This window comes from Halorubrum rutilum, from assembly GCF_024494565.1.
The window spans coordinates 171,327-193,653 of the sequence record NZ_JANHDN010000005.1; the positions used below are offsets into that span (position 1 = coordinate 171,327).

A 22,327-nucleotide genomic window follows, 5' to 3' on the forward strand; every position below is an offset into this window, starting at 1 on the left:
TCTCAGTTTTTCGCGCCGCTCAGGCCACCCCGACGCGCTCGCGGTAGCTCCCGTACTCCGCCTCGAACACGTCCATGACCTCCCCCATCGTCGCGTACGCCTTGACGGCCGCGACGATCGCGGGCACGACGTTCTCCCCCGCGTCGACCGCGTCGCGGAGGTCGTCGAGGGCGGCCTCGACCGCGTCGTCGTCGCGCTCCGCCTTCACCGACTCCAGCCGGTCGAGCTGGCGCTCCCGGGTCGTCTCGTCGACGCGGAGCAGGTCGGGTTCCGTGTCCGCCTCGACCCGGTAGGCGTTGACGCCGACGACGGTCTCCTCGCCCTCGTCGACCCGCTCCTGGTACTCGTAGGACGCCTCCTGGATCTCGCGGTGGAAGTACCCCCGCTCGATGCCGCGGAGCACCCCGTCGCGGACGGAGCCGTCGCCCATGTCCCGTATCTCTTCGATATACGCCGTCGCCTCCGCCTCCACCTCGTCGGTGAGCGCCTCCACCGCGAAGGAGCCGCCCAGCGGATCGACGATGTCGGCCGCGCCCGACTCCTCGGCGATGATCTGCTGGGTGCGGAGCGCGACCCGGACGGCCCGCTCGGAGGGAAGCGCGAGCGCCTCGTCGAAGGAGTTGGTGTGGAGGCTCTGGGTGCCGCCGAGCACGCCCGCCAGCGCCTGGAGCGTGACGCGGACGACGTTGTTCAGGGGCTGTTGGGCCGTCAGCGACTGCCCCGCCGTCTGGGTGTGGAACTTGAGCCGTTTCGAGGCGTCGGCCTCGGCGCCGTACCACTCGCCCATGATCCGCGCGTAGATCCGGCGGGCGGCGCGGAACTTCGCCACCTCCTCGAAGACCGAGTTGTGCGCGTTGAAGAAGAAGGAGAGCTGCGGCGCGAACGCGTCGACGTCGAGCCCGCGGTCGAGACACGCCTCGACGTACGCGAACCCGTCGGCGAGGGTGAAGGCGAGCTCCTGGACCGCGGTCAACCCCGCCTCGCGGATGTGGTACCCCGACACCGAGATCGGCTTGAACTTGGGGGTCTCGTCGACCGCGAACTCGATCGTGTCGGTCACCAGATCGAGGGAGGGCTCCGGGGGGATCACCCACTCCTTCTGCGCGATGAACTCCTTGAGCATGTCGTTCTGGAGGGTCCCGCGGAGCTCCTCGCGCGGGATTCCGCGCCGGTCAGCGAGCGCGACGTACATCGCGTAGATCACCGGCGCGCTCGGGTTGATCGTGAACGAGGTCGACACCTCGGCGAGGTCGATGCCGTCGAAGAGGACCTCCATGTCCCGGAGCGTGTCGACCGCGACGCCCTCCTTGCCCACCTCGCCGAGCGACATCGGGTCGTCGGAGTCGAGCCCCATCAGCGACGGCATGTCGAAGGCCGTCGAGAGGCCGGTCTGTCCCTCGTCGATGAGGTAGCGGAAGCGCTCGTTCGTCTCCTCGGCGGTGCCGAACCCCGCGAACTGCCGCATCGTCCACGTCCGGCCGCGGTACATCGTCGGGTAGACGCCGCGGGTGTACGGCTCCTCGCCGGGGAAGCCGAGGTCCTCGCCGTAGTCGAGGTCGGCAACGTCCGCGGGGGTGTAGAGGCGGTCGACCTCGCGGTTCGACACCGTCGCGAACCGCTCCCTCCGCTCGCCCCGCCGGTCGAGGGTCGGGCCGAGCGTCTCCGCCTCCCACGACGCCTTGGCCTCGCGGATCTCGGAGAGCTCCTCGTCGTCGTACATGGCGCCCGCTACCCGCCGGACTCGTATAAATATTCATTATATTTTAAGAGATGCGCGACTCGGACGGCGAAACGCTCGAACCGGACGACGTCATCGCCCCCCGAAAAGCCGCTCGCGGAGCGATCGCGACGACGGGCGCTCCGCGAGCAACACCGGCGCGTCGAGGCGCTCGACCGCCTCGGACGCCAGCGACCCGCGGACGATCCGCGAGAGCAGCCCCCGTTCCGTCGCCCCCACGATCACGAGGCCGTACCCCTCGCCGACGCGCTCGATCGCCTCCTCGACGTCGCCCGTCTCGACCCGCAGCGTCGCGTCGGCGAGGCCGTGACCGTCGGCCCAGTCCGCGAGGAACGCCCGGCCGGTCTCCTCGTCGCCCGGCTCGACGACGTGCAGGAGCGAGACCTCCGCGCCGGCGACGTCCCGGAGCGCCGCCGCGACCTCCGCGGAGAGGTCGGAGGAGGGGCCACCGGCGGTCGGGACGAGCACGTCCGAGGGGTCCGGCCGCTCGCCGTCGAGGACGAGGAAGTCGCACGGGAGGTCCCGGGCGAGTTCGTCCAGCGACCCCTCCACGCGTCCGCCGGCGAACCGGGTCCCGCCGTACCCCATCACGACGGCGTCGGCGTCGCTCGTCCGGGCGGCGTCGAACACCTCCTCGATCCCGCGGTGCGAGAGGACTGTCTTCGTCCTGACCGGCACGTCGAAGGCGGCCGCGTCGGCGACGGCGGCGTCGAGCAGCTCCGCGGAGGAGTCGTCGAGCCGCTCCCTGTTCTCGGCGGCCTTCTCCAGCGACGTCTGATCGGGGACGGTGACGACGTGGATCGCCAGCACGCGCCCGCCCTCGCGCTCGGCGAGCGCGCCGGCGAGCGCGACGAGCGCGCCCTCGGTCCGCGGGTTCGCGAGCGCGACCAGCACCGTCGGCCCGTCGCCGGTCTCGGTCATCCGTTCGGAGCCGGGTCAGCGCTCGGCCGACTCCGCGCGCGGGAGCGCCACGACCGGGACCGGCGCGTCGGTCACGAGCTTCGCCGACAGGTCGCCCGAGAGGAACTGCGCGAGCCGGTTCCCGCCCCGGGGCCGGTAGGCGATCGCGCTCGCGTCCACCTCGCCGGCGGCGTCGAAGATCGCGTCGACCACGTCCCGGGAGTAGGCGGTGTGCTCCCCGGCGTCCGGGAACACCGTCCGCACCGCCGCGTACGACTCGGCGGCGAGCTCCTCCGACTGCTCGACGGGCGTCTTGTCGGGGACGCCGCCGCCCTTCTCGACGACGTGGAGCGCCGTCACTCGGCCGACGTCGTACGGTTCGAGCGCTCTCGCGGTGGCGAGCGCGTCGTCCTCGTTAGCGACGGGGAGGAGCGCGTGCGCGAGCAGGTCCCGTCCGCCCGTCTCGTCGTGGCTGGTCATACGGGCATCAACTCCCCCGTCCGTTAAGAAGATACGCTCCGCGCGTCGGCCGGCGGAGGTCGGCCGGTCCGAGCGGCTACCGCGCGTCGATCCCGGAGATGAACACCGCGAGCACCGGGACGATCTCCAGCCGGCCGATCCACATCAGGAAGATCATCAGGAGCTTCGACGTGTTCGGAAAGAACAGGTAGCTCCCGAACGGCCCGAGCCGACCGAACCCCGGTCCGATGTTCCCGATGGTCGCGAGCGACGCGCTGATCGACTCCAGCGCGCTCAGCTGGACCCCGATCCGCGCGGTGTCGAGCGCGATGAACACCGCGGAGAGCGCGAACAACACCACGTACAGCATGGTGAACGCCATGATACCGCGGATGGCGCTTTCGTCGACGACGTTGCCGCCCAACCGGACCGGCTGAACGACTTCGGGGTGCGCCGAGGTGAACAGCTCCCGGCGGATCGCCTTCCCGACGACGAGCCAGCGGACGATCTTCACGCCCCCGCCGGTCGACCCGGCGGAGCCGCCGATGAACATCGTGAACAGGAGCAGGACCTGCGCGTGCGCGTCCCACTGCGCGAAGTCCGCGGTCGCGAATCCGGTCGAGTTCAGCAGCGACCCGATCTGGAAGGCGGCCTGCCGGATGGAGTTCCCGGCGACGCCCTGGGTGGTCCCGCCGAGCTCGATCAGCGGGGCGGCCCCCCGGAACAGGAGCACGGCGAGCAGGGCGGTGATGACGGCGAGGGCGCCGGCGTACGCGCGGAACTCGGCGTTCTCTAACATTACCTCCGCCTCGCCGCGGAGCACGTGCCAGAACAGCGCGAAGTTGACGCCGGCGACGACCATGAACGGGATGACGACCCACTGGACGGCCGCCGAGAACGCGCCGATGCTGTCGGCCTGCGGCGAGAACCCCCCGGTCGGCAGCGTCGAGAAGCCGTGGGCCACCGCGTTGAACAGGTCCATGTTCGGCGCCATCCCGAGGAGGTGGAGCGCGTACAGCAGCGCCGCGAGCAGGACGGTGAACCCGAAGTAGATCAGCCACAGCGCGCGCGCCGTCTCGGCGATCTTCGGCGTGAGCTTCTGGAGCTCCGGGCCCGGCGCCTCCGACTCCATCAGCTGTGCGCCGTTGACCGCGACCTCGGGGAGGATGGCGATCATCAGGACGATGATCCCCATCCCGCCGAGCCACTGCGTGAGCTGGCGCCACATCAGCAGGGCGTGGGAGTGTCGGTCCGTCCCGATCTCGCCGAGGACGGTCGCGCCCGTGGTGGTGAACCCGCTCATCGACTCGAACAGCGCGTTGACGATCGACCCCGTGAACGCGCCGACAGATCCCGTCTGGAGCCCGACGGTCGACGCCGTGTTGTACCCGGCGATCAGGTACGGCACCGTGCCGATGGCCGCGGCCGCGAGCCACGCGAGCGAGACGAAAAGCAGCGCCTCGCGCGGCCCGAGGTCCGGGTCCGGGTCGACGCGCTCGACGGCGAACCCGATCGCGGCGACGAGCGCCATCGAGGCGAGGAACACCCCGGCGTCCTCTCCGTACGCGAGCGCCACGACGAGCGGTACCAACATCGTGACGGCGAGGTACTTGATCCCGACCCCGAGAAGCCCCACGCTCGCCTTCCAGTTGACGCCCCACGACATGGTTGTTCGATCGATCCGGGAGTCGCCCGTTCGCTGTATTAAACTGTCGAAGGGGGGACGGCGCCGGCGACCTCGGCGCGTCGCCGTCGCGGTCGCGTCCGGGGACTAACGCCCCGACTCGGATCCCCGGTTCCGGTCGTCACGACGTCCAGAACGCCCTCGTGAACAGCACGAGAACGGGGATGATCTCGATCCGGCCGATCCACATCAGGACGATCATCACGGCCCGCGTCGTCGTCGGGAACGTCGCGAACGTCCCGTACGGGCCCGCCGCGCCGAACGCCGGCCCGATGTTGAGGAACGTCGTCGCCGCGGCGCCGAGCGCCTCGAACTCGGTGACCCGGACGTCCGCCCGCTCGGCGTCGACGACGACGACCACGGCGAGCAGGAAGAAGATCACGATGCTGAGGAGGAGGTACGCGTAGATGTCGCGGATTGCGCCCTCGTCGATCGGCTTCCCCGAGATCCGCACCGGCCGCACGGCCTCCGGGTGGATGGCGGTGAAGAGGTTCCGCTTGAACGACTTCAGCGCCACCAGCCACCGGAGCGACTTGATCGAGCAGGTCGTCGACCCCACCATCCCGCCGACGAACATGCCCATGAACAGCACGTGCTTCGCCGCGGGCGCCCACCGGACGTAGTCGGTGCTGGCGTACCCCGTCGTCGTCACGATCGACGCGACGTTGAACACCGCGTGGCGCACCGTCGCCTCGGCGCCGAAGGCGACGCCCGGATCGAGGAACAGCGCGACGGCGACGACCGTCGCGAACGTCCCCATCGCGCCGAGGTAGAAGTGGAACTCCTCGTTCCGCAGCAGGCGCATCGGCTCCCCGTTGATGGCGAAGTAGATGAGGACGAAGCTCGTCGAGCCGATCACCATGAACGGGACGACCGCCCACTGGACGACCGGGTGGAACGCCCCCATCGAGAGCGGCTCCGGCGAGAAGCCGGCGGTCGCGACCGACGTGAACGCGTGGGCGACGGCGTTGTACAGGTCCATCCGCGGGTCGAACGCCAGCCCCAGCAGGAAGTAGACGACGACGGCGAGCCCGGTGAGCCCGAAGTAGATCCCCCAGATGAGCTGCGCGGTCTCCGAGATCTTCGGCGTGAGCTTGTTGACGTCCTGCGTCTGCGACTCCGACTCCATCAGCTGGGCCCCGCCGACGCCGACCTCGGAGAGCACCGCGGTCGCTAAGATCAGGATCCCGAGCCCGCCGAGCCACTGGATCACCTGCCGCCACATCATGACGGAGCGCGAGTGGATCGAGAAGTCCCGGAGGACGGTCGCCCCGGTCGTCGTCAGCCCGCTCATCGACTCGAACAGCGCGTTCACAGGGTGCGCGACCGTTCCGACGCCGGCGACGACGAAGGGGATCGCGCCGACCGCGGCGACGAGGAACCAGATCAGCGCCACCGCGAGGAACGCCTCTCGGGGGCCGAGGTCCTCCTCCGGGTCCTGCACCGACCGGAACGCCGCGCCGACCGCGAGCGAGGCGGCGATCGCCGCGACGAAGGGGAGGGGCGACTCGCCGTAGTAGAGCGCGACGAGCAGCGGGAACGCGAGCGGGACCGGGAGGGCGGCGAGGACGTCGCCGGTGAGTCCCACGCTCGCCCGCCAGCCGACCCGGATCCTGGTGCTCACGGCGGACTCACGCCATCGCGGTGATCGCGCTCACGGAGTCGGACTCCACGAACAGGATGACGTGGTCGCCGGGCCGGAGCACGGTGTCGCCCCGCGGCGTGACGAGGTCGCGGCCGCGGGTGATCGCGCCGACGACGAACCGCGCGTCGGTGTCAGCGACGATCTCCGATATCGGTCGCCCGACGAGCCCGCACCCCTCGGTGAGTTCGAGTTCGAGGACCTCGGCCTGGTCGTTCTCCAGCACGGCGATGTTCTCCGCGACGCTCTCGTAGGTGAACCGGGTGATCTCCTCGGCGGTCACGGTGCGCGGGTTGATCGCGATGTCGATCCCGATCTCCTCGAAGACGGTGACGTAGTCCGGGCTGTCGACGACGGCGATCACGCGGTCGACGCCGAGCCGCTTGGCGAGCACGGAGATGAGGAGGTTCTTCTCGTCGGACCGGAGCGCGGTGACGACGATGTCGGCCTCGTCGACGTGCTCGCGCGTGAGGAACTCCGTGTCCGTCGCGTCGTGCTCCATCACGACGGTGTTCGGGAGGTTCTCCGCGAGCCAGCGCGCGCGGTCGGCGTCCCGCTCGATCAGCCGCGGCGTGAACTCGCGCTCCTCCAGCAGCCGCGCGGTCTGATAGCCGATCTCGCTGCCGCCGACGACGACGATCTCGTCGGCGCGGTCGGGGGTCGTCTCGGGCGCCACGTCGGTCGCGAACGACTGGACGCTCTCGGGGCTCCCGATCACCACCGCGCGGTCCGCGACCCTGATGTCCGTGTCGCCCCGCGGGACGATCATCTCGCCGTCGCGGAACAGCCCCGCGAACGTGAGCGACTCGAAGCGGTCGGCCTCCGAGACGGTCTGTCCCGCCACGGGGCTCCCCTCGGCGATCTCGAACTCGGCCATCTGGACCAGCCCGCTCGCGAACGGGTCGACGTCGATCGCGGCCGGGAGCCCGATGACGCGGACGATGTTCTGCGCGGTCAACAGGTCCGTACACACCATGAAGTCGACGCCGAACGCGCCCTCGCTGCCCTCCCACGTCCGGAGGAAGTCGGTGCTCTTCACGCGGGCGATCGTGAACCCGTCGCCGAGCGTCTTCGCGGTGCCGCAGGCGACGAGGTTCGTCTGGTCGTTGTCGGTGCAGGCGATGACCATGTCCGCGCGGCCGACCTCCGCCGCCGTCTGGATGTCGGAGGTCGTCCCGTCGCCGGCGATCGTGAGCACGTCGAGCTCGTACTTCAGCTGCTCCGCGCGCTCGGGGTCGACGTCGACGACGACGACCTCGTGGTCCGACGCGAGGCTCGAAGCGATGCTCGTCCCGACCTCGCCGGCCCCGATGACGACCACGTGCATGGGCCCAACGAGTCACCGAGCCCTCAAGTTCGTTACTATCGGGAGCCGGGGGAGCGCCGCGGAACGGCGGTCCGCCCGACGGACGCCTACGCCTCCCCGCCGAACGACGAGGGGTCCGTCCACTCGTTCCGCCCGGAGACGGTCCGCTGCGGGAACGGGATCGAGATCCCCTCCTCGTCGAACCGCCGCTTGACGGCCTTCACGTAGTCCGCGCGCGCCTTCACGAAGTCGGCCCGCGACGGGTCGTCGATCCAGATCCGCGACTGCAGCCCGACGTAGGAGTCGGCCAGCTCGGTCAGCCGCACCGACGGCGCGGGGTCGTCGAGGATCGCGTCGCTCGCCTCGGCCTCCTCCACGATGATCTCGGTCGCCCGCTCCACGTCGTCCTCGTAGTCGATCCCGAAGACGAACTTCAGCCGGAGCGTCCCCTTCGCGACCGGGTTCTTCACCACGTCGCTCGTCAGCGCGTGGTTCGGCACCGTGAGCAGCTCGTTGTCGAACGTGCGGACGCGGGTGACTCGGAACGAGATGTCCTCCACGACCCCCGAGTTCCCCTGCCACTCGATCCAGTCGCCGATGCGGAACGGCTTGTCCGTGTAGATGAAGACGCCCGCGACGAAGTTCTTGATCACGTCCTGGAGCGCGAAGCCGATCGCGAGCGTCGCCGCCGCGGCGATCGTCGCCAGCGAGCGCAGGAACCCCTGGTACCCCGCCGCCCCGAACGCGACCGTGACGCCGGCGAACAGCACGAGGAACGCGACGATCTTCTGGAGCGGTCGCCGCGCGTGCTCATCGAGCCCCTGCCTGTCGAAGACCCGCCGGACGAGCGGCGCGATGGCCGCCTTGTAGAGGAGGTACGTCGCGGCGACGACGGCGAGGAAGATCGCGGCGTCGACGGCGAGGCCGGTCGCCGGGCCGAGGTACGGCTCCAGCGTCCCCGCGACCCCGACGACCCCGCCCGTACCGCCCGCGGCGCTCATCAGTGGAGCACCGCCGTGTTCCCGCGCGTCTCCACGAGCTCGGCGTCGGCCGCGTCGGCCAGCTCCGCGGCGAGCGCGTCGGTCGTGGTCCCGCCCCGCGCCGCCCGGAGGAACTTCACCTTCACGAGCTTGGCGTCGTCGAGCTGGTCGGCCGTCTCGTCGACGACGGCGTCGACGCCCTTCTTCCCGACCCAGACGGTGACGTCGAGGTCGTGCGCTTCCTTGCGAAGCTGTTGGTCGCTCATACCCCGTTCACTCGGTCGCGGCAGTTGAAGCTTGAGGTTCGCGGACGGCGCCCCTCGGGACGCCCGTCGTCACCGCTCGCGCTCGGCGTCGCGGTCCGCGTTGGGGCCCTCGTCTCGCTCGCGGTCCGCGGCGCGGTCGGGCGCCCGATCGCGACGCGCGTACTCGGCCGCGTCCTCCGGCGTCTCGGTCTCCAGCAGTCGGTCGAGCTTCCGCTCGAACTGCTCATCGGTGAGGTCTCCCTCGGCGTACCGCGTGCGAAGCCGATCGAGCGCGTCGCTCGCGCGTTCGGGCCCCGCGTCGGCGTCGGACTCTGCGGTGCGGTCGCCGCGCACGTCGCCGGGCCACCTCGCCGCCTCGCCCTCGTCGAACAGGATCGCGACCGCCGGGACGACGACCACGTAGCCGAACAGCAGCAGCGGGAGCCACCACCCGACGTCGAGGAAGAGCGCCGCGAGCCACGTCCCCGTCACGACCGTCACCGCGATCTCGCTCGCGTTCCGCTCGAACCGCCCGCGCACGCCGGAGTCCGCCATTGTCGCACCCGTGCCGGTCGCGCAACTAAACGGTATCGCCGCGTTCGGCGGTCTCGGCGGTGCTAGCGACCGTTCCCCTCCCGCCGCAAAAAATTAGACTACTCTAATCTTTTTCTTTGGTCCAAAGAGTATTATATACACCGCCGCAAAAGAGCGGCAATGAACACTGACACGAACGAGGCGACCGGTCTCTCGCGTCGGCGGTTCGCCGGTGTCGGCGCCGGCATCCTCGCGGGCGGTCTCGCCGGCTGCGCGGGGAACGCGGCCGATCCGGGGGAGTCCGGCGGAGGAGATCCGGCGGGCGACGGGACCGACGAAGCCGCCGCCGACGGCGAGTACACGGTCGTGGCCTCCTTCTTCACCTTCTACGACTTCGCCGACGCGCTCGCCGAAGGGACGGACGTCGCGGTCGAGAACCTGGTCCCGACCGGGCTCCACGGCCACGGCTGGGAGCCCGACCCGTCGATCCAGCGCCGGATCACCGACGCCGACGCCCTCGTCCACGTCGGGCCCGACTTCCAGCCGTGGGTCGACCGCGCGATCGAGACGCTGGAGGCGGAGACGACGGAGACGGCGCTGATAAACGCCCGCGCCGGGGTCGACCTGCTCGACCTCGCCGACTCGCTGACCGAGGACGAGGCGGTCGAGGACGCGAAGGACCCGCACTTCTGGCTCGACCCGCGGCGCGCGACGGTCGCGGTCGAGAACATCGCCGACGGGCTCGCGGCGCTCGCTCCCGACGACGAGGCGACGATCCGCGAGAACGCCGACGCGATCGACGCCGAGCTCGACGCCCTCGACGCGGAGTGGCGGGCCGTCTTCGACGCGGCCGAGCGCGACGTGGCGTTCCTCGCGGCGCACAACGCCTTCGCGTACGTCTCGGAGCGCTACGGCGCGACGATCGAGCCGCTGGTGGTGAACCTCGCGGCCAGCGACGACGTGCGGCCGGCCGACATGCGGCGGGCGCAGGACACGATCGCCGCCAACGATATCCGCCACATCGGTGCGGCCGTCTTCGAGCCGATACGGCCGGCGAGACAGCTCCTCGCGCAGACCGACGTCGAGGCGTACTTCCCGGTGACGCCGTACGCCGGGACGGCCGAATCGTGGGTCGAGCGCGGCTGGGGGTACTTCGAGATCGCCCGCGAGGTGAACCTCTCGACGTTCCGGATCCTCCTCGGCGTCGACGACCCCGACGACGTGACGTTCGCCGACTACGGTCGGAACTTCGAGCCATGAGCGGGGAACACGCCGCGCGCGAGGAGACCACGAGCGGGGACGCCGCCGCCGCCGAGCGCTCCCGCGCGAGCGAGATCGGACCCCTCGTCGACGCCCGCGGGCTGACGTTCGGCTACGCGGCGTCGCCCGTCGTCGAGGACGTGGACCTGCGGGTCGAGCGCGGCGAGTACGTCGGGATCGTCGGGCCGAACGGCTCCGGGAAGAGCACGCTGCTCCGCCTCCTCCTCGGGCTCCACGAGCCCGACGCGGGGACGGCCGAGCTGCTCGGCCACCCCGCCCGGGCGTTCGCGGAGCGCGAGCGCGTCGGCTACGTCGCGCAGGACGTGACCGAGGACGAGAAGCGCATGCCGATCACGGTGAGCGAGGTCGTCCTCATGGGCCGGTTCCCGCACGCCGGCTTCGGGCGGGTGACCGCCGCCGACCGCGACCGCGTCCGCGAGGCGCTGGCGACGGTCGGAATCGAGGGGCTCGCCGACCGGAAGATCGCCGCGCTCTCGGGCGGGCAGCGCCAGCGGACGTACATCGCGCGGGCGCTCGCCGGCGAGGCGGAGCTGCTCGTCCTGGACGAGCCGACCGTCGGCGTCGACGCCGAGTCGGTCGACGCCTTCTTCGCCCTCCTCGACGACCTCGTCGCCGACGGGATCACCGTCCTCCTCGTCGAGCACGACATCGGCGCCGTCATCGAGCACGCCTCCCGGGTCGTCTGTCTCAACCGCGAGGTGTACTTCGACGGCGACCCGGTCGCGTTCGCCGAGAGCGACGCCTTGGACCGCGCCTATGGGACGAACGTGCGCCGCGAGGCGGGAGGGCTCCGGACGTGACCCCGGCGGCGCCCGCCGCGGTCGCGTCGGTCCTCCCGTCGAGCGCCCCCTTCGACCTCCTCTCGCGGCTCGTCGGGCTGTGGAGCGACGGGCTCGGCTGGGTCGGCGAGAGGCTCGGGATCGCGATGCTGGAGTACGTCTTCATGCACCACGCCTTCCTCGTCGGCGCGCTCATCGCGGTGATGGCGCCGCTTATCGGCACCTTCCTCGTCCACCGCCAGCTCGCGCTCATCGGCGACGCGCTCGCGCACACCGCGTTCGCGGGCGTCGCCGTCGGGCTGTTCGTCAACTCCGTGCTCGGGACGGGGATCTCGCCGTACGTCACGGCCGTGGTCGTCGCCGTGATCGCCGCGCTGGCGATCGAGCTGATCTCGGAGACCACCGACGCGTACAACGACGTGTCGATGGCGATCGTGCTCTCGACCGGCTTCGCGCTCGGCGCGGTCCTCATCAGTTTAAATACCGGCGGGCTCGCGGTCGGGATCAACCAGTACCTGTTCGGGAACCTCTCGACGGTCTCCCGGGAGAACGCCGTCCTGCTGGTCGCGCTCTTCGCGATCGTCTCGCTCGTCGTCACGGTCACGTACAAACAGCTGCTGTACGTCACGTTCGACGAGACTGCCGCGCGGGTCGCCGGGATCGACGTCCCGTGGTACAACCGCCTGATGACGACGCTGACCGCGCTCGTCGTCGTCGGCGCGATGCAGATCATGGGCGTCATCCTCGTCGCCGCGATGCTCGTCGTGCCCGTCGCGGCCGCCGCCCAGCTCGCCCGCGGCTTCCGCGAGGCCCTGCTCGCGTCGGTCGTGCTGGCGCAGATCGCGGTGATCGTCGGGATCACGCTGTCGTTCAGCTACAACACGACCGCCGGCGGCACCATCGTCCTCGTCGCCGTCGGCGTCTACGTCGCCGCGGTGCTCGCCGGGAAGGCCCGGTCGCGACGGGCGGGGGACGACGTCGATCGCCCGGAGCCGGCGGAGTAGCCGGCCGTCCCACCGCGCCGGTCGCGGAGAGGCCGCCGAGCGCGAGCGGGGCGCCGCGGTCAGCGCTCGGTGACGCCCTCGGCGTCCATCCGGCTGACCTCCTCTTCGAGCCACTCGCGGATCCACTTCACGCGCTTGATGCGCTGGTGTGCGATGCTCTCGGCGGTGTCGGAGACGACGCGCTCGGTGTGGTCGTGCGCGCGCTGGAGCACGCGGTCGACCATCTTCGCGGCGTCCATGTGCGTCCGGGACTCGTACCCCATCCGCAGCAGCATCAGCACGGCGCCGTTGGCGCCGACCTTGTCGAGCAGGTCGGCCTCCATCAGGCACCGGCTCTCGAGCGACACGTCCGCGAGGTCGCCCGTGTACGAGTGGTCGACGACCGCCCCGCACACCTCCTCGACGAACGACTCGGGGTAGTCGCCGCGGCTCTGCAGGTACTCGCGGGCGACGCGGGCGCCGGCCTCGGCGTGGACGTCCTGTTCCGCCTCCAGCTTCGCGACGTCGTGGAACACCGCGGCGACCCGGACCACGTCGACGTCGGCGCCCTCGGCCTCGGCGATCTCGGTCGCGAGGTCGACGACGTTGACGATGTGGTTGAACCGGTAGTCCGCGGAGTGCCACGGGTACCAGCGCATCCGACCGCCGTCCTCCTCGCTCTCGACGCTGGCCGCGAGGTAGTCCCGCACGAACCCCATCATCTCCTCGAAGTCCTCGTCGCTCACCTCCGTTTCCTTAATCTCGACGCCCACGGGGACCACCTCGGGCGAAAAACTCGTGATTCATTACCGTAACCGAGGAGCGTTTCGTTCTTAGTCGTTACGACGGGCGGCGATCCGCGGCGCTGGGGCCGCGATCGTCGGGCGTCGGCCGCCTCGGCGGCGCGGCGGCTCCCGGGACCGCGCGGCGGTTCTCCGAGCCGCGCGGGGGCTCTCGGCCGCCGATCGAAACGGCGAGGTTCTTAAGCACGCCCGGCGACGACCCGGACGTATGTGGCGCCCCTGGGGTGACGGCGAGAAGGCCCGATTCCGGCTGGCCGCGGGGGCGAACATCCTCGGCAACGCGGTGAAGATCGCGGTCGTCGGGGCCACCGGGCTAGCGTTCGGGAGCGTCGCGCTGCTCGCCGACGCCGCCCACTCGGTCGCCGACCTCGTCGCCAGCGCGGTCGTCTTCGTCTGGGGGGGCGCCCGCTACGACGACGCCGACGAGACGCACCCCCACGGCCACCAGCGGATCGAACCGCTGGCGGCGCTGTTCGTCGGCGCGACCATCTTCCTGCTCGGCGCGTTGCTGCTGCGGGAGTCCGTCTCGGAGTTCCTCGGGTCGCCGGAGATCACGGCGAGCCCCGTCCTCGTCGCGGCGCTGGCGTTCGCGCTGGTCGACATGTACCTCCTCTACCGGTACACCGAGCGGGTCAACGCGACCCTCGGGTCGACGGCGCTGACCGCGCTGGCGGCCGACTGCCTCAACGACATCTACACCACCGTCGCGGCGCTTGTCGGGGTGGTCGGCGCGCTGTTCGGGTTCCCCGTCCTCGACCCCGTCGCCGGCGCGCTGGTCAGCGTCCTCGTCGTCTACCAGGGGATCGAGATCGCCCGCGAGAACGTCACCTACCTCGTCGGCGCGGCGCCGCCGGCCGGGGACCGCGACCGCGTGATCGAGGCGCTCCGCGAACACCCGGCCGTTGAGGGCGTCCACGACCTGACGGTGTTCTACGACGGGACCGACCTGGAGGTCGAGGTCCACGTCGAGGTCGACGGCGAGATGACGCTCCGGGAGGCCCACGACGTCGAGACCCAGCTCGTCACCGGCCTCCGCGACCTGCGCGACGTCGGCGACGTCCACGTCCACCTCGACCCGTCCGGCCTCGGCGAGTGGAAGGACGCCGACGACGCGGGCGAGGGGTCCGGTCCGGCCCCCGAACCGGGGACCCGCGACGCCTGACCCGGATCGGGATGGGCCGGAACGCCTGACCCGGTCCGGAACGGGAGGCCGAGCCTCCAGAGCCCTCGCTCGTCGTGTGGGTTTTGCCCGTCGCGCCCCTACCTCGGGTATGTTCGGACGCCGCTGGCTGGAGATGACGTGGCGCGACGGGCTGTTCTGCCACTGGCCGGTCGACTCCGCGGTCGTCGACGAGACGCTTCCCGAGCGGCTCTCGGTCGCCACGCACGACGGCGACGCGTACCTCGGCGTCGTCGCGTTCGTGATGGACGGGATCCGGCCGCGCGGGTCGCCCGTCGGCCTCTCGTTCCCGGAGCTCAACCTCCGGACCTACGTCGAAGGTCCCGCGGGCCCCGGGGTCTACTTCTACAACCTCGACGCCGACGACCGCCTCGGCGTCGCGGTCGCCCGGCGCCTGTTCGCCCTGCCGTACTACCGGGCCGAGATGAGCGCGACGCGGTCCCGGGCCGGCGAGGGCGTCCGGTTCCGGAGCCGCCGGACGCACCGCGGCGTCCCGAGCGCGCGGTTCGACGCGACCTACGAGCCGACCGGCGAGGCGTTCGCGGCCGAGCCGGGGTCGCTCGACGCGTTCCTCGTCGAGAACTACCGGTTCTACGCTCACGGAGACCGCCTCTACCGCGGGGAGATCGCGCACGAGCCGTGGACGCTGCGCGAGGGGACGGCCGAGCTCCGGGCGAACACGCTGTTCGAGGCGAACGGCTTCGAGCGCCCGGACGGCGAGCCGATCGTCCACTGTGCCGACCCGATCGACGTGAGCGCGGACCGGATCCGGCGGGTCTGATCCGCCCGGACTTATACGTCGGCGTCGACAACGGCGGCGTATGACACGCGGACACGCGTCGGGGGAGCGCCGATGACGGCACAGTCGCTGCATCCCCGAATCCAGGTCGTGTGGGTCCTCCGCGCGGTGCTCGTCGCCGCGGTGCTCTCCCTCCCGTTCGCCGGCGCGTTCTACCTCGACCGGCTCCCGCGGTGGGCGCCGGTCGCCGCCGCCGGCGCCTTCCTCGCCCTCGGCGTGACGCACGCCGTGCTCAAGTACCGGCGCTGGAGCTACGAGATCCGCGAGGACGCGCTGTACCTCGACCGCGGCGTGGTGACGCAGGTCCGGACGACGGTGCCGCTGGTGCGGATCCAGCACGTCGACTCCCGGCGCGGGCCGGTCGAGCGCGGCGTCGGGCTCGCCTCCTGCGTCGTCTACACGGCCGGCTCCCGCGGCGCCGACGTCCGGATCCCGGGGCTGACGCCGGACGGCGCGAGCGACCTCCGCGAGGAGCTGAAGCGACTGGCGATCCGCGCGGACGGGGAGGACGCGGTGTGAAGCTCGCGCCCCGGTCGGTCCCGTACCGCGCGCTCCAGAAGGTGTCGGGGTTCGTCGTGGTCGCCTTCTTCGTCGTCAACAGCAACGACTTCGGACTCCCGATCGCGGTCGGTGCGGGCGGGGCGATCCTCCTCGCCGCGCTCGCGTACCAGGTCGCCTACTACCGGCGGTTCGAGTACGAGCTCACGGAGGACACGCTCGACATCTCCTCCGGCGTGATCTCGCGCCGCGAGCGGGAGATCCCCTACCGACGGATCCAGAACGTCGACGTGAGCCAGAGCGTGATCCAGCGGGCGATCGGCATCGCCGCGGTCGACCTGGAGACCGCGGGCGGCTCCTCCACCGAGGGGTCGATCCGGTTCGTCACGCCCGACGAGGCGACCCGGATCCGCCGCGAGGTCCAACGGCGCAAGTCGGGCTCGTCGGACGGCGAGTCGACCGGGGCGGCGGGGACCGACGAGGCCGCCGACGGCGACGCGGTCGGTCCGGAGGAGGAGGAGCTGTTCGCCATCTCGCCGGGCGAGCTCGCCTTGGTCGGCGCGCTCTCGTTCGACGGGCGGCTCATCGGGCTGCTGGCGTTCCTGAGCTCGGGGTCGGTCCCGGTGCTCTCCGGGTACATCCCCGAGGCGTCCGCCGCCGCGCTCACCGCGACCGCGGTCGTCGCCGTCGGCGCGCTGTTCCTCGTGTCGTGGGTCCTCGGCGCGGGGGTCGCGTTCTCGAACTACTACGGCTTCCGCCTCTCGCGCGCCGGCGACGAGCTCCGGTACGAGCGCGGGCTGTTCCGCCGGTACAGCGGCTCGATCCCGACCGAGAAGGTGCAGACGCTGACGGTCTCCGACAACCCGGCGAAGCGCGCGCTCGGCTACGCGAGCCTCTCGATCGAGACCGCCGGCTACGCCCCCGGGCAGTCCGGCGACGGGGGGAGCCAGGCGGCCGTCCCCATCGCGGCGACGGACCGCGTCTACCGGCTCGCCCACGAGGTCGAGCCGTTCGGCACGCCGACGTTCTCCCGGCCGCCGAAGCGGATCCGGTGGCGCTACGTCGTGCGGTACGCGATCGCCGTCGCGGTCCTCGTCGGCGTCGCCTTCGCCGTCGACTGGTTCGCGGGCCCCGACCTCCCGTGGTACGGTCCGGCCGTCCTGCTGCTCGCCGTGCCGCCGGCCGCGCACCTGAAGTGGAAGCACCGCGGCTACTGGCTGGGCGACGACCACCTCCTCACGCGCAACGGCTTCTGGAACCGGACGGTGACGGTCGTCCCGTACTACCGGATCCAGACCGTCATCGACAGCCGGACGATATTCCAGCGCCGGTGGAACGTGGCGACGGTCGTCGCCGACACCGCCGGGGGCAGCTCGCTCTCCGGCACGTCGGCCGCCGCGGTCGACTTCGAGCTCGACGAGGCGATCGAGCTCCGCGAGACGCTACAGGAGCGGCTCCAGTCGTCGCTCCGGGAACAGCGCGACCGCCGGGACCGCTTCGAGTGGTTCGAGGGCGACGCCGACGGGGCGGTCGGGTCGGATCTCGACGCCGATGCCGACGAGGCGGTAGAGCCAGATTCCGACGGCGATGTCGACGAGACGGCGGACGGCGACGCCGACGAGACGGTCGAGTCGACCCCTGACACCGACGCGGTCGATATCGCGGACGCCGAATCCGACGTCGACGCCGACACCGGCGACGACGACGCGAGCCCGGAGGTCCCCGACGACGGCGTCATCCGACCGGACTTCTCCACGAGCGAGCGGGACTACTCCGAGCCCGCGGAGCGGATCGACACCGGCGAGTACGCGGTCGATCGGTTCCCCTCGGACGCGGACGTGGCGCATCGCGGGGACGAGCCGGACGGAGAGAGCGGCGACGAGTCCGAGGACGGCTCGGCCGAGAGCGACGACGGGACCGCCGCGGACTCGGTCGAGAGCGGGAGCGATTCGGCGGACGACGAGACGTAGTCGGCCTCCGCGCCCGACTCACTCGTCGAGCAGGCGTTGAGCGATCGTGTTCCGCAGGACCTCGCTGGTCCCCTCGTAGATCTCGGAGAGCTTCGCGTCGCGGTAGAAGCGCTCGGCCGGGAAGTCCTTCGTGTAGCCGTAGCCGCCGTGGATCTGGATCCCCTCGTTGGCGACCTCGCGGGCGATCTCCGAGGCGTACAGCTTCGCCTGCGCGGCCTCCTTGACGTACTCCTCGCCGCGCATCTTCAGGTCCGCGGCCTCGTGCATCAGCAGCTCCGCGGCGCGGGCCTTCGTGTCCATGTCGGCGAGCTTGTGCTGGATCGCTTGGAAGTCGGAGATTGGCCGGTCGAACTGCTCGCGCTCCCCCGCGTACGACTTCGCCTCGTCGAGGGCGGCCCGGGCGATGCCGACCGACCGCGCCGCGATCGTGATCCGGCCGCCGTTCAGCGTCTTCAGCGCCTGCACGAACCCCTCGCCCTCCCCGCCGAGCCGTCGGTCCTCGGGGATCCACATGTCGTCGAAGCGGAGCTCCGCGGTCGGGCACCCCTTGTCGCCGAGCTTGTCCTCGGTCCCCTCCACGACGAAGCCGTCGTCCTCCTCGGGACGGACGACGAACGAGGAGATCCCCTTCCGGCCCGCGTCGGGGTCGGTTTTGGCGAAGAGGACGACCGTGTCCGCGACGGAGCCGTTCGAGATCCAGAGCTTCCCGCCGTTGACGAGGTAGCCGTCGCCGTCGCGCTCCGCGGCGACGCCGCTCCGTTCGGAGGCGCTCCGCGCCTCGCGCTCCGCGGTCGTGGTCATCGCCGGCACGTCCGAGCCGGCCTCGGCCTCCGAGAGCGCGAACGCCCCGACGTCCTCGCCGGTGTTCAGGGCGGTGAGGTACCGCTCCTTCTGCGCCCCGTCGCCGAACTCGTAGAGCATGTTGCCCGCGAGCGAGGTGTGTGCGGCGACGACGGTGCCGAGCCCGCCGGAGCCGCGAGAGATCTCCGCGAGGCCGATCGCGTAGCTGTGGTAGTCGAGGCCGGCGCCCTCGTACTCAACCGGGAACGGCATCCCCATGAGGCCGAGGTCGGCCATCTCGTCGATCAGGTCCGCCGGGAACTCGTCGGTCTCGTCGATTTCGGCGGCCCGCGGGACGACCTCCGCGTCGACGAACGCCGCGACCGTGTCGCGGATCTGACGCTGCTCCTCGGAGAGCGCGAAGTCCATGCCACACACTCCGGACACGGCGACTTATCGGTTTCTACACGATCTTACACGCCGGTGGGATTCCTCACCGCCGATCGCGCCGCCGTCGGTCGGTCCGTCCCCGCGAACGCCGGGACGCCGTCGCCGTCCCGGCTCGCGGAGGCTTGCGGCGTTCCACGAGGCTTTTTATGCGTTGTGCCGTAAGTGTCGGTAACTGAATGAGCGGACGAGCACACGATCCCGTCGAGCCCGACCTCTCGTGGTGTCACGAGGCGGTGCAGGGCGTTTCTCGGACCTTCGCGCTGACGGTCGACGTGTTGGAGGAGCCGATGGCCTCGCAGATCTGCGTGGGGTACCTCCTCTGCCGGGTCGCCGACACCGTCGAGGACGCTGGGCACATCCCCCCCGAGGCCCAGAGCGACGCGCTTCGCACGTACCGCAACGCCGTCGACCCCGACTCCGACGTCGACATCGCGGCGTTCCGCGAGGCCGTCGACGAGTGGCTCCCCGCGCCCGCCGAGCGCGACGAGGACTGGGAGGTCGTCGCCGAGGCCCCGACGATCGTGGCGACGTTCGAGGACTTAGAGCCCGAGGCCCGCGAGGCCATCGTCCCGCCCGTGCTGGAGATGGTCGACGGGATGGCGATGTTCGTCGACCGGCACGCCACCGAGGGCGGCCTCCGGATCGACGACCGCGACGAGTTAGAGCAGTACTGCTACTACGCCGCCGGCACCGTCGGCAACCTCATCACGAACCTCCTCACCCGGGGCGACGTCGGCGAGGACCGGGCGCAGCGGCTCCGCGACACCGCCGAGGAGTTCGGGCTGCTCCTCCAGCTCGTCAACGTCTCGAAGGACGTGTACGACGACTACACCGAGGAGAACAACGTCTACCTCCCCGCCGAGTGGCTGGCCGACGAGGGGGTCGAGCAGGAGCGCGTCGTCCATCCCGACAACCGGGAGTCGTCGGCCCGCGTCGTCGGCCGCACCGCCGAGTACGCCCGGTCGTTCCTCGACGACGCGCAGGCGTACCTGGAGACGATGCCGCTCTCGAACGGGAACACGATGGAGGCGTGGACCGTCCCGTACCTGCTCGCGGTGGGCACCCTCCGCGAGCTCAGCTCCCGCCCCGAGGACGCGCTCACCGAGACCGGCGTGAAGGTCTCCAGGCAGGAGGTGTTCGCGGTGATGTCCGTCGCCGGCGACGCCGGCCGCGACTCGCTGGCGGACCTCCGCCGGACGATCGCCCGGACGCCGTTCCACCGCGCGGTCGAGCCGGCCGACTGACGGGTCCGGCCGCCGCTTCTTCACTCCGGCTACAACCGAGCCCGCGCCCGCGACACCGCCGGCACGCTCACGCCGACCGTCTCCGCGAGCGCCTCGGCCGCGCTCAGCAGCCACTCGGCGCGCTCGATCCGCGAGTCGAGGTCGCCCGGGCCGATCCGGTACGCCTCCACGAGCTCCTCGACCGTCGCGCCCCCGATCCACTCGTCGAGGATCCGGGCGGTCTTCACCGACTCCAACCACTCCTCGAACTCGTCGGTCTCGCCCATGGCCGTGGTCAGCCGCCCCGCGTTCGCCCGGGCGAACCGGTAGATCTCGGCGCGCTCCTCGTTGCCGAGGTAGGTGTCCTGCATGTCGGGGGTGTCGCAGATCACCTCGAAGGCGGTGAGCGTCGTCGCGTCGGCCATCTCGGCGGCGGTCCGGAGCCCCGCGACGATCCGCTCGCCGGTCTCCGGCCTGACGTACTGCTTCGAGGTGGTCTCGCCGACCGGCGTGGCGACCAGCCGGTAGTCGTCGACGCCCCCGGTCTCCCGGCGGACCATCTCGGCCGCGACGAGGTCGTCGACCGCGACGGCGACGGCGTCGGCGAGGCCGCCGGCGCCGGCCTCCCGGGCGTAGAAGGTGCCCTCGAAGACGCCGAGGATCTCCTCCTCCGTCTCGGCGAAGCCGGTCGCGACCGCCGAGAGGACGTGGGTCCGGAGCGACGCGGGGTCCGCGAGCGTCGACTCGACGGCCTCCGGCTCGCCCTCCACGTAGCGCTCGACGAGCTCGGCCTCGCTGTCGGCGTCGCCGACGAGCACCGCCTCGCCGTGGGGGTCGAGCCCGGGGCGGCCCGCGCGGCCGCACATCTGGTGGACCTCCAGCGTCGGGAGCCACTCCATCGCCGACCCGGCGTAGCGCTTCTGGTCGCGGACCACGACGCGGCGCGCGGGGACGTTGACGCCGGCGGCGAGCGTCGGCGTCGCGCAGATGCATGCGACGTCGCGGTCGCGGAACGCCGACTCGACGACCGAGCGGTGCCCCGAGCGGAGCCCGGCGTGGTGGAACGCCACGCCCGACCGGAGGCAGTCGGCGAGCCGTCGCCCGGTGACCGTGCCGTCGACCGCCTCGACCTCGTCGGCGGCGGCCGCCGCGGCCGACTCGACCCCCATCTCCGCTCCGAGCCCGTCCTCGGCGAGCCGCTCCGCCAGCGCGACCGCCTCCGTCCGGGACCGCACGAACGCGAGGCACTGCCCGCCGTCGGCGACCGTGTCGGCGACGAGCGCGGCGGTGACCTCGGTGTCGTCGGGGGCGTCGTCGCCGTCGGCGTCATCGTCGCCGTCTTCTCCGGGGCCCGCTCCCCCCTCGACCGCGACGTCGATCGCCGTCCCGTCGTCGAACTCGACGCGCCCGCCGACGGCGACGCCGGTCCGGAGGTCGACCGGACGCCAGTCGGACTCGACGAGCGTCGCGTCCAGCCACCCGGCGATCGCCTCCGGGTTGTCGACGGTGGCCGAGAGCGCGACGACCTGCACGTCGGGGTTCCGGCGGCGGAGGGTCGCGAGCGTCACTTCGAGGGTCGGGCCGCGGCGCTCCGCGCCGAGGAGGTGGACCTCGTCGACGACGACGCAGGCGAGCTCGTCGACCCAGGCGGCGCCGTTGCGGATCGCCGAGTCGACCTTCTCGCTGGTGGCGACGACGACGTCGTTGCCCGCGAGCGCCTCGCCCGCGGCGTCGAAGTCGCCGGTGGAGATCCCCACGTCGACGCCGGGCAGCGCCGCGAACGCCTCGTACTTCTCCCGGGCGAGCGCCCGGAGGGGGCAGACGTACAGCCCCGGCCCGTCCGCGGTCAACAGCCCCAGCTCGGCGACGAACGTCTTGCCCGAGGCGGTGGGGATCGCCGCGACGACGTTCTCGCCCTCGCAGACGCCGGCGTCGACGGCGGCCGCCTGCGGGGGGTACAGCTCCCGGATCCCCCGCTCGGCGAAGTGGTCGACGTGCGGCTCCGCGAGCGGGAGGTCGCTGACGCGCATTCGATCGTCGGTTCGGCCGGACCGTATTTAAATAGTCGGCGGGGACGGGACCGGCGGCACCGT

At 71.4% G+C, this 22,327-nt stretch carries 20 protein-coding genes; 8 read left to right on the forward strand and 12 right to left on the reverse strand.

Annotation, left to right across the window (positions count from 1 at the left end; translation table 11 throughout):
* Nucleotides 1–19: 19 nt before the first annotated feature.
* The 9 genes from NO900_RS11935 to NO900_RS11975 all read right to left on the reverse strand — a co-directional run bounded on the left by NO900_RS11935 (nt 20) and on the right by NO900_RS11975 (nt 9,509).
* Nucleotides 20–1,720: an acyl-CoA mutase large subunit family protein gene (locus NO900_RS11935; RefSeq protein ID WP_256409449.1), complete on the reverse strand. Its 1,701-nt coding sequence runs from the start codon at nt 1,718–1,720 to the stop codon at nt 20–22.
* A 90-nt stretch (nt 1,721–1,810) separates the two neighbouring features.
* Nucleotides 1,811–2,659 carry a universal stress protein gene (locus tag NO900_RS11940; protein WP_256409450.1) on the reverse strand — a complete coding sequence of 283 codons (849 nt, stop codon included), beginning with the start codon at nt 2,657–2,659 and terminating at the stop codon, nt 1,811–1,813.
* 15 nt (nt 2,660–2,674) lie between these two features.
* The gene (locus NO900_RS11945) at nt 2,675–3,118 is read right to left on the reverse strand and encodes a universal stress protein (protein WP_256409451.1); all 444 of its coding nucleotides are present in this window, start codon (nt 3,116–3,118) and stop codon (nt 2,675–2,677) included.
* Between the two features lie 76 nt (nt 3,119–3,194).
* The gene (locus NO900_RS11950; protein ID WP_256409452.1) at nt 3,195–4,763 is read right to left on the reverse strand and encodes a TrkH family potassium uptake protein; all 1,569 of its coding nucleotides are present in this window, start codon (nt 4,761–4,763) and stop codon (nt 3,195–3,197) included.
* A 139-nt stretch (nt 4,764–4,902) separates the two neighbouring features.
* Nucleotides 4,903–6,405: a TrkH family potassium uptake protein gene (locus NO900_RS11955; protein WP_256409453.1), complete on the reverse strand. Its 1,503-nt coding sequence runs from the start codon at nt 6,403–6,405 to the stop codon at nt 4,903–4,905.
* 7 nt (nt 6,406–6,412) lie between these two features.
* Nucleotides 6,413–7,750, reverse strand: coding sequence for a Trk system potassium transporter TrkA (gene trkA / locus NO900_RS11960; RefSeq protein ID WP_256409454.1), 1,338 nt, complete (start codon nt 7,748–7,750; stop codon nt 6,413–6,415).
* Nucleotides 7,751–7,836: 86 nt separating this feature from the next.
* The gene (locus tag NO900_RS11965; protein ID WP_256409455.1) at nt 7,837–8,730 is read right to left on the reverse strand and encodes a mechanosensitive ion channel family protein; all 894 of its coding nucleotides are present in this window, start codon (nt 8,728–8,730) and stop codon (nt 7,837–7,839) included.
* Nucleotides 8,730–8,975: a YhbY family RNA-binding protein gene (locus NO900_RS11970; protein ID WP_256409456.1), complete on the reverse strand. Its 246-nt coding sequence runs from the start codon at nt 8,973–8,975 to the stop codon at nt 8,730–8,732. Before NO900_RS11970 ends, NO900_RS11965 begins: the two co-directional genes overlap by 1 nt.
* A gap of 69 nt (nt 8,976–9,044) precedes the next feature.
* The gene (locus NO900_RS11975; RefSeq protein WP_256409457.1) at nt 9,045–9,509 is read right to left on the reverse strand and encodes an SHOCT domain-containing protein; all 465 of its coding nucleotides are present in this window, start codon (nt 9,507–9,509) and stop codon (nt 9,045–9,047) included.
* A gap of 159 nt (nt 9,510–9,668) precedes the next feature.
* Here NO900_RS11975 and NO900_RS11980 point away from each other — a divergent pair, with 159 nt between their 5' ends.
* Genes NO900_RS11980 through NO900_RS11990 form a run of 3 tightly spaced genes read left to right on the forward strand, consistent with a single transcriptional unit; the run spans nt 9,669 to nt 12,552 of the window.
* The gene (locus NO900_RS11980; RefSeq protein ID WP_256409458.1) at nt 9,669–10,748 is read left to right on the forward strand and encodes a metal ABC transporter substrate-binding protein; all 1,080 of its coding nucleotides are present in this window, start codon (nt 9,669–9,671) and stop codon (nt 10,746–10,748) included.
* On the forward strand, nt 10,745–11,569 hold the full coding sequence (locus tag NO900_RS11985; RefSeq protein ID WP_256409459.1) for a metal ABC transporter ATP-binding protein: 825 nt from the start codon (nt 10,745–10,747) through the stop codon (nt 11,567–11,569). The genes NO900_RS11980 and NO900_RS11985 overlap by 4 nt, the downstream gene beginning before the upstream one ends.
* The gene (locus tag NO900_RS11990) at nt 11,566–12,552 is read left to right on the forward strand and encodes a metal ABC transporter permease (RefSeq protein ID WP_379791771.1); all 987 of its coding nucleotides are present in this window, start codon (nt 11,566–11,568) and stop codon (nt 12,550–12,552) included. The genes NO900_RS11985 and NO900_RS11990 overlap by 4 nt, the downstream gene beginning before the upstream one ends.
* Before the next feature lie 59 nt (nt 12,553–12,611).
* On the opposite strand, the gene NO900_RS11995 is transcribed toward NO900_RS11990, so the two are convergent.
* Nucleotides 12,612–13,313 (reverse strand): HD domain-containing protein, encoded by a 702-nt coding sequence (locus NO900_RS11995; protein WP_256409460.1) that lies wholly within the window; start codon nt 13,311–13,313, stop codon nt 12,612–12,614.
* Between the two features lie 229 nt (nt 13,314–13,542).
* Between NO900_RS11995 and NO900_RS12000 the strand changes: the two genes are divergently transcribed.
* The 4 genes from NO900_RS12000 (at nt 13,543) to NO900_RS12015 (ending at nt 17,781) form a co-directional block, all read left to right on the forward strand.
* Complete coding sequence (locus tag NO900_RS12000; protein WP_256409461.1) at nt 13,543–14,496, forward strand: cation diffusion facilitator family transporter; 954 nt, start codon at nt 13,543–13,545, stop codon at nt 14,494–14,496.
* 109 nt (nt 14,497–14,605) lie between these two features.
* Nucleotides 14,606–15,295, forward strand: coding sequence for a YqjF family protein (locus NO900_RS12005; RefSeq protein WP_256409462.1), 690 nt, complete (start codon nt 14,606–14,608; stop codon nt 15,293–15,295).
* A 72-nt stretch (nt 15,296–15,367) separates the two neighbouring features.
* Nucleotides 15,368–15,832: a PH domain-containing protein gene (locus tag NO900_RS12010; RefSeq protein WP_256409463.1), complete on the forward strand. Its 465-nt coding sequence runs from the start codon at nt 15,368–15,370 to the stop codon at nt 15,830–15,832.
* Nucleotides 15,829–17,781 (forward strand): PH domain-containing protein, encoded by a 1,953-nt coding sequence (locus tag NO900_RS12015; protein WP_256409464.1) that lies wholly within the window; start codon nt 15,829–15,831, stop codon nt 17,779–17,781. Before NO900_RS12010 ends, NO900_RS12015 begins: the two co-directional genes overlap by 4 nt.
* An 18-nt stretch (nt 17,782–17,799) precedes the next feature.
* On the opposite strand, the gene NO900_RS12020 is transcribed toward NO900_RS12015, so the two are convergent.
* Nucleotides 17,800–18,990: an acyl-CoA dehydrogenase family protein gene (locus NO900_RS12020; protein ID WP_256409465.1), complete on the reverse strand. Its 1,191-nt coding sequence runs from the start codon at nt 18,988–18,990 to the stop codon at nt 17,800–17,802.
* 197 nt (nt 18,991–19,187) lie between these two features.
* Between NO900_RS12020 and NO900_RS12025 the strand changes: the two genes are divergently transcribed.
* Entirely contained in the window at nt 19,188–20,255 is a 1,068-nt protein-coding gene (locus tag NO900_RS12025) for a phytoene/squalene synthase family protein (RefSeq protein ID WP_256409466.1), read from the forward strand.
* A 29-nt stretch (nt 20,256–20,284) separates the two neighbouring features.
* On the opposite strand, the gene NO900_RS12030 is transcribed toward NO900_RS12025, so the two are convergent.
* A complete protein-coding gene (locus NO900_RS12030; protein ID WP_256409467.1) occupies nt 20,285–22,264 on the reverse strand; it encodes a DEAD/DEAH box helicase in 1,980 nt (659 codons plus the stop codon).
* Nucleotides 22,265–22,327: the final 63 nt, after the last annotated feature.

What these genes read in the sequence shown, in the direction of transcription:
- NO900_RS11935 (WP_256409449.1), bottom strand. Translation starts at nt 1,720, where the DNA reads ATGTACGACGACGAGGAGCTCTCCGAGATCCGCGAGGCCAAGGCGTCG.
- NO900_RS11940 (WP_256409450.1), bottom strand. Translation starts at nt 2,659, where the DNA reads ATGACCGAGACCGGCGACGGGCCGACGGTGCTGGTCGCGCTCGCGAAC.
- NO900_RS11945 (WP_256409451.1), bottom strand. Translation starts at nt 3,118, where the DNA reads ATGACCAGCCACGACGAGACGGGCGGACGGGACCTGCTCGCGCACGCG.
- NO900_RS11950 (WP_256409452.1), bottom strand. Translation starts at nt 4,763, where the DNA reads ATGTCGTGGGGCGTCAACTGGAAGGCGAGCGTGGGGCTTCTCGGGGTC.
- trkA (WP_256409454.1), bottom strand. Translation starts at nt 7,750, where the DNA reads ATGCACGTGGTCGTCATCGGGGCCGGCGAGGTCGGGACGAGCATCGCT.
- NO900_RS11965 (WP_256409455.1), bottom strand. Translation starts at nt 8,730, where the DNA reads ATGAGCGCCGCGGGCGGTACGGGCGGGGTCGTCGGGGTCGCGGGGACG.
- NO900_RS11970 (WP_256409456.1), bottom strand. Translation starts at nt 8,975, where the DNA reads ATGAGCGACCAACAGCTTCGCAAGGAAGCGCACGACCTCGACGTCACC.
- NO900_RS11975 (WP_256409457.1), bottom strand. Translation starts at nt 9,509, where the DNA reads ATGGCGGACTCCGGCGTGCGCGGGCGGTTCGAGCGGAACGCGAGCGAG.
- NO900_RS11980 (WP_256409458.1), top strand. Translation starts at nt 9,669, where the DNA reads ATGAACACTGACACGAACGAGGCGACCGGTCTCTCGCGTCGGCGGTTC.
- NO900_RS11985 (WP_256409459.1), top strand. Translation starts at nt 10,745, where the DNA reads ATGAGCGGGGAACACGCCGCGCGCGAGGAGACCACGAGCGGGGACGCC.
- NO900_RS12000 (WP_256409461.1), top strand. Translation starts at nt 13,543, where the DNA reads ATGTGGCGCCCCTGGGGTGACGGCGAGAAGGCCCGATTCCGGCTGGCC.
- NO900_RS12005 (WP_256409462.1), top strand. Translation starts at nt 14,606, where the DNA reads ATGTTCGGACGCCGCTGGCTGGAGATGACGTGGCGCGACGGGCTGTTC.
- NO900_RS12010 (WP_256409463.1), top strand. Translation starts at nt 15,368, where the DNA reads ATGACGGCACAGTCGCTGCATCCCCGAATCCAGGTCGTGTGGGTCCTC.
- NO900_RS12020 (WP_256409465.1), bottom strand. Translation starts at nt 18,990, where the DNA reads ATGGACTTCGCGCTCTCCGAGGAGCAGCGTCAGATCCGCGACACGGTC.
- NO900_RS12025 (WP_256409466.1), top strand. Translation starts at nt 19,188, where the DNA reads ATGAGCGGACGAGCACACGATCCCGTCGAGCCCGACCTCTCGTGGTGT.
- NO900_RS12030 (WP_256409467.1), bottom strand. Translation starts at nt 22,264, where the DNA reads ATGCGCGTCAGCGACCTCCCGCTCGCGGAGCCGCACGTCGACCACTTC.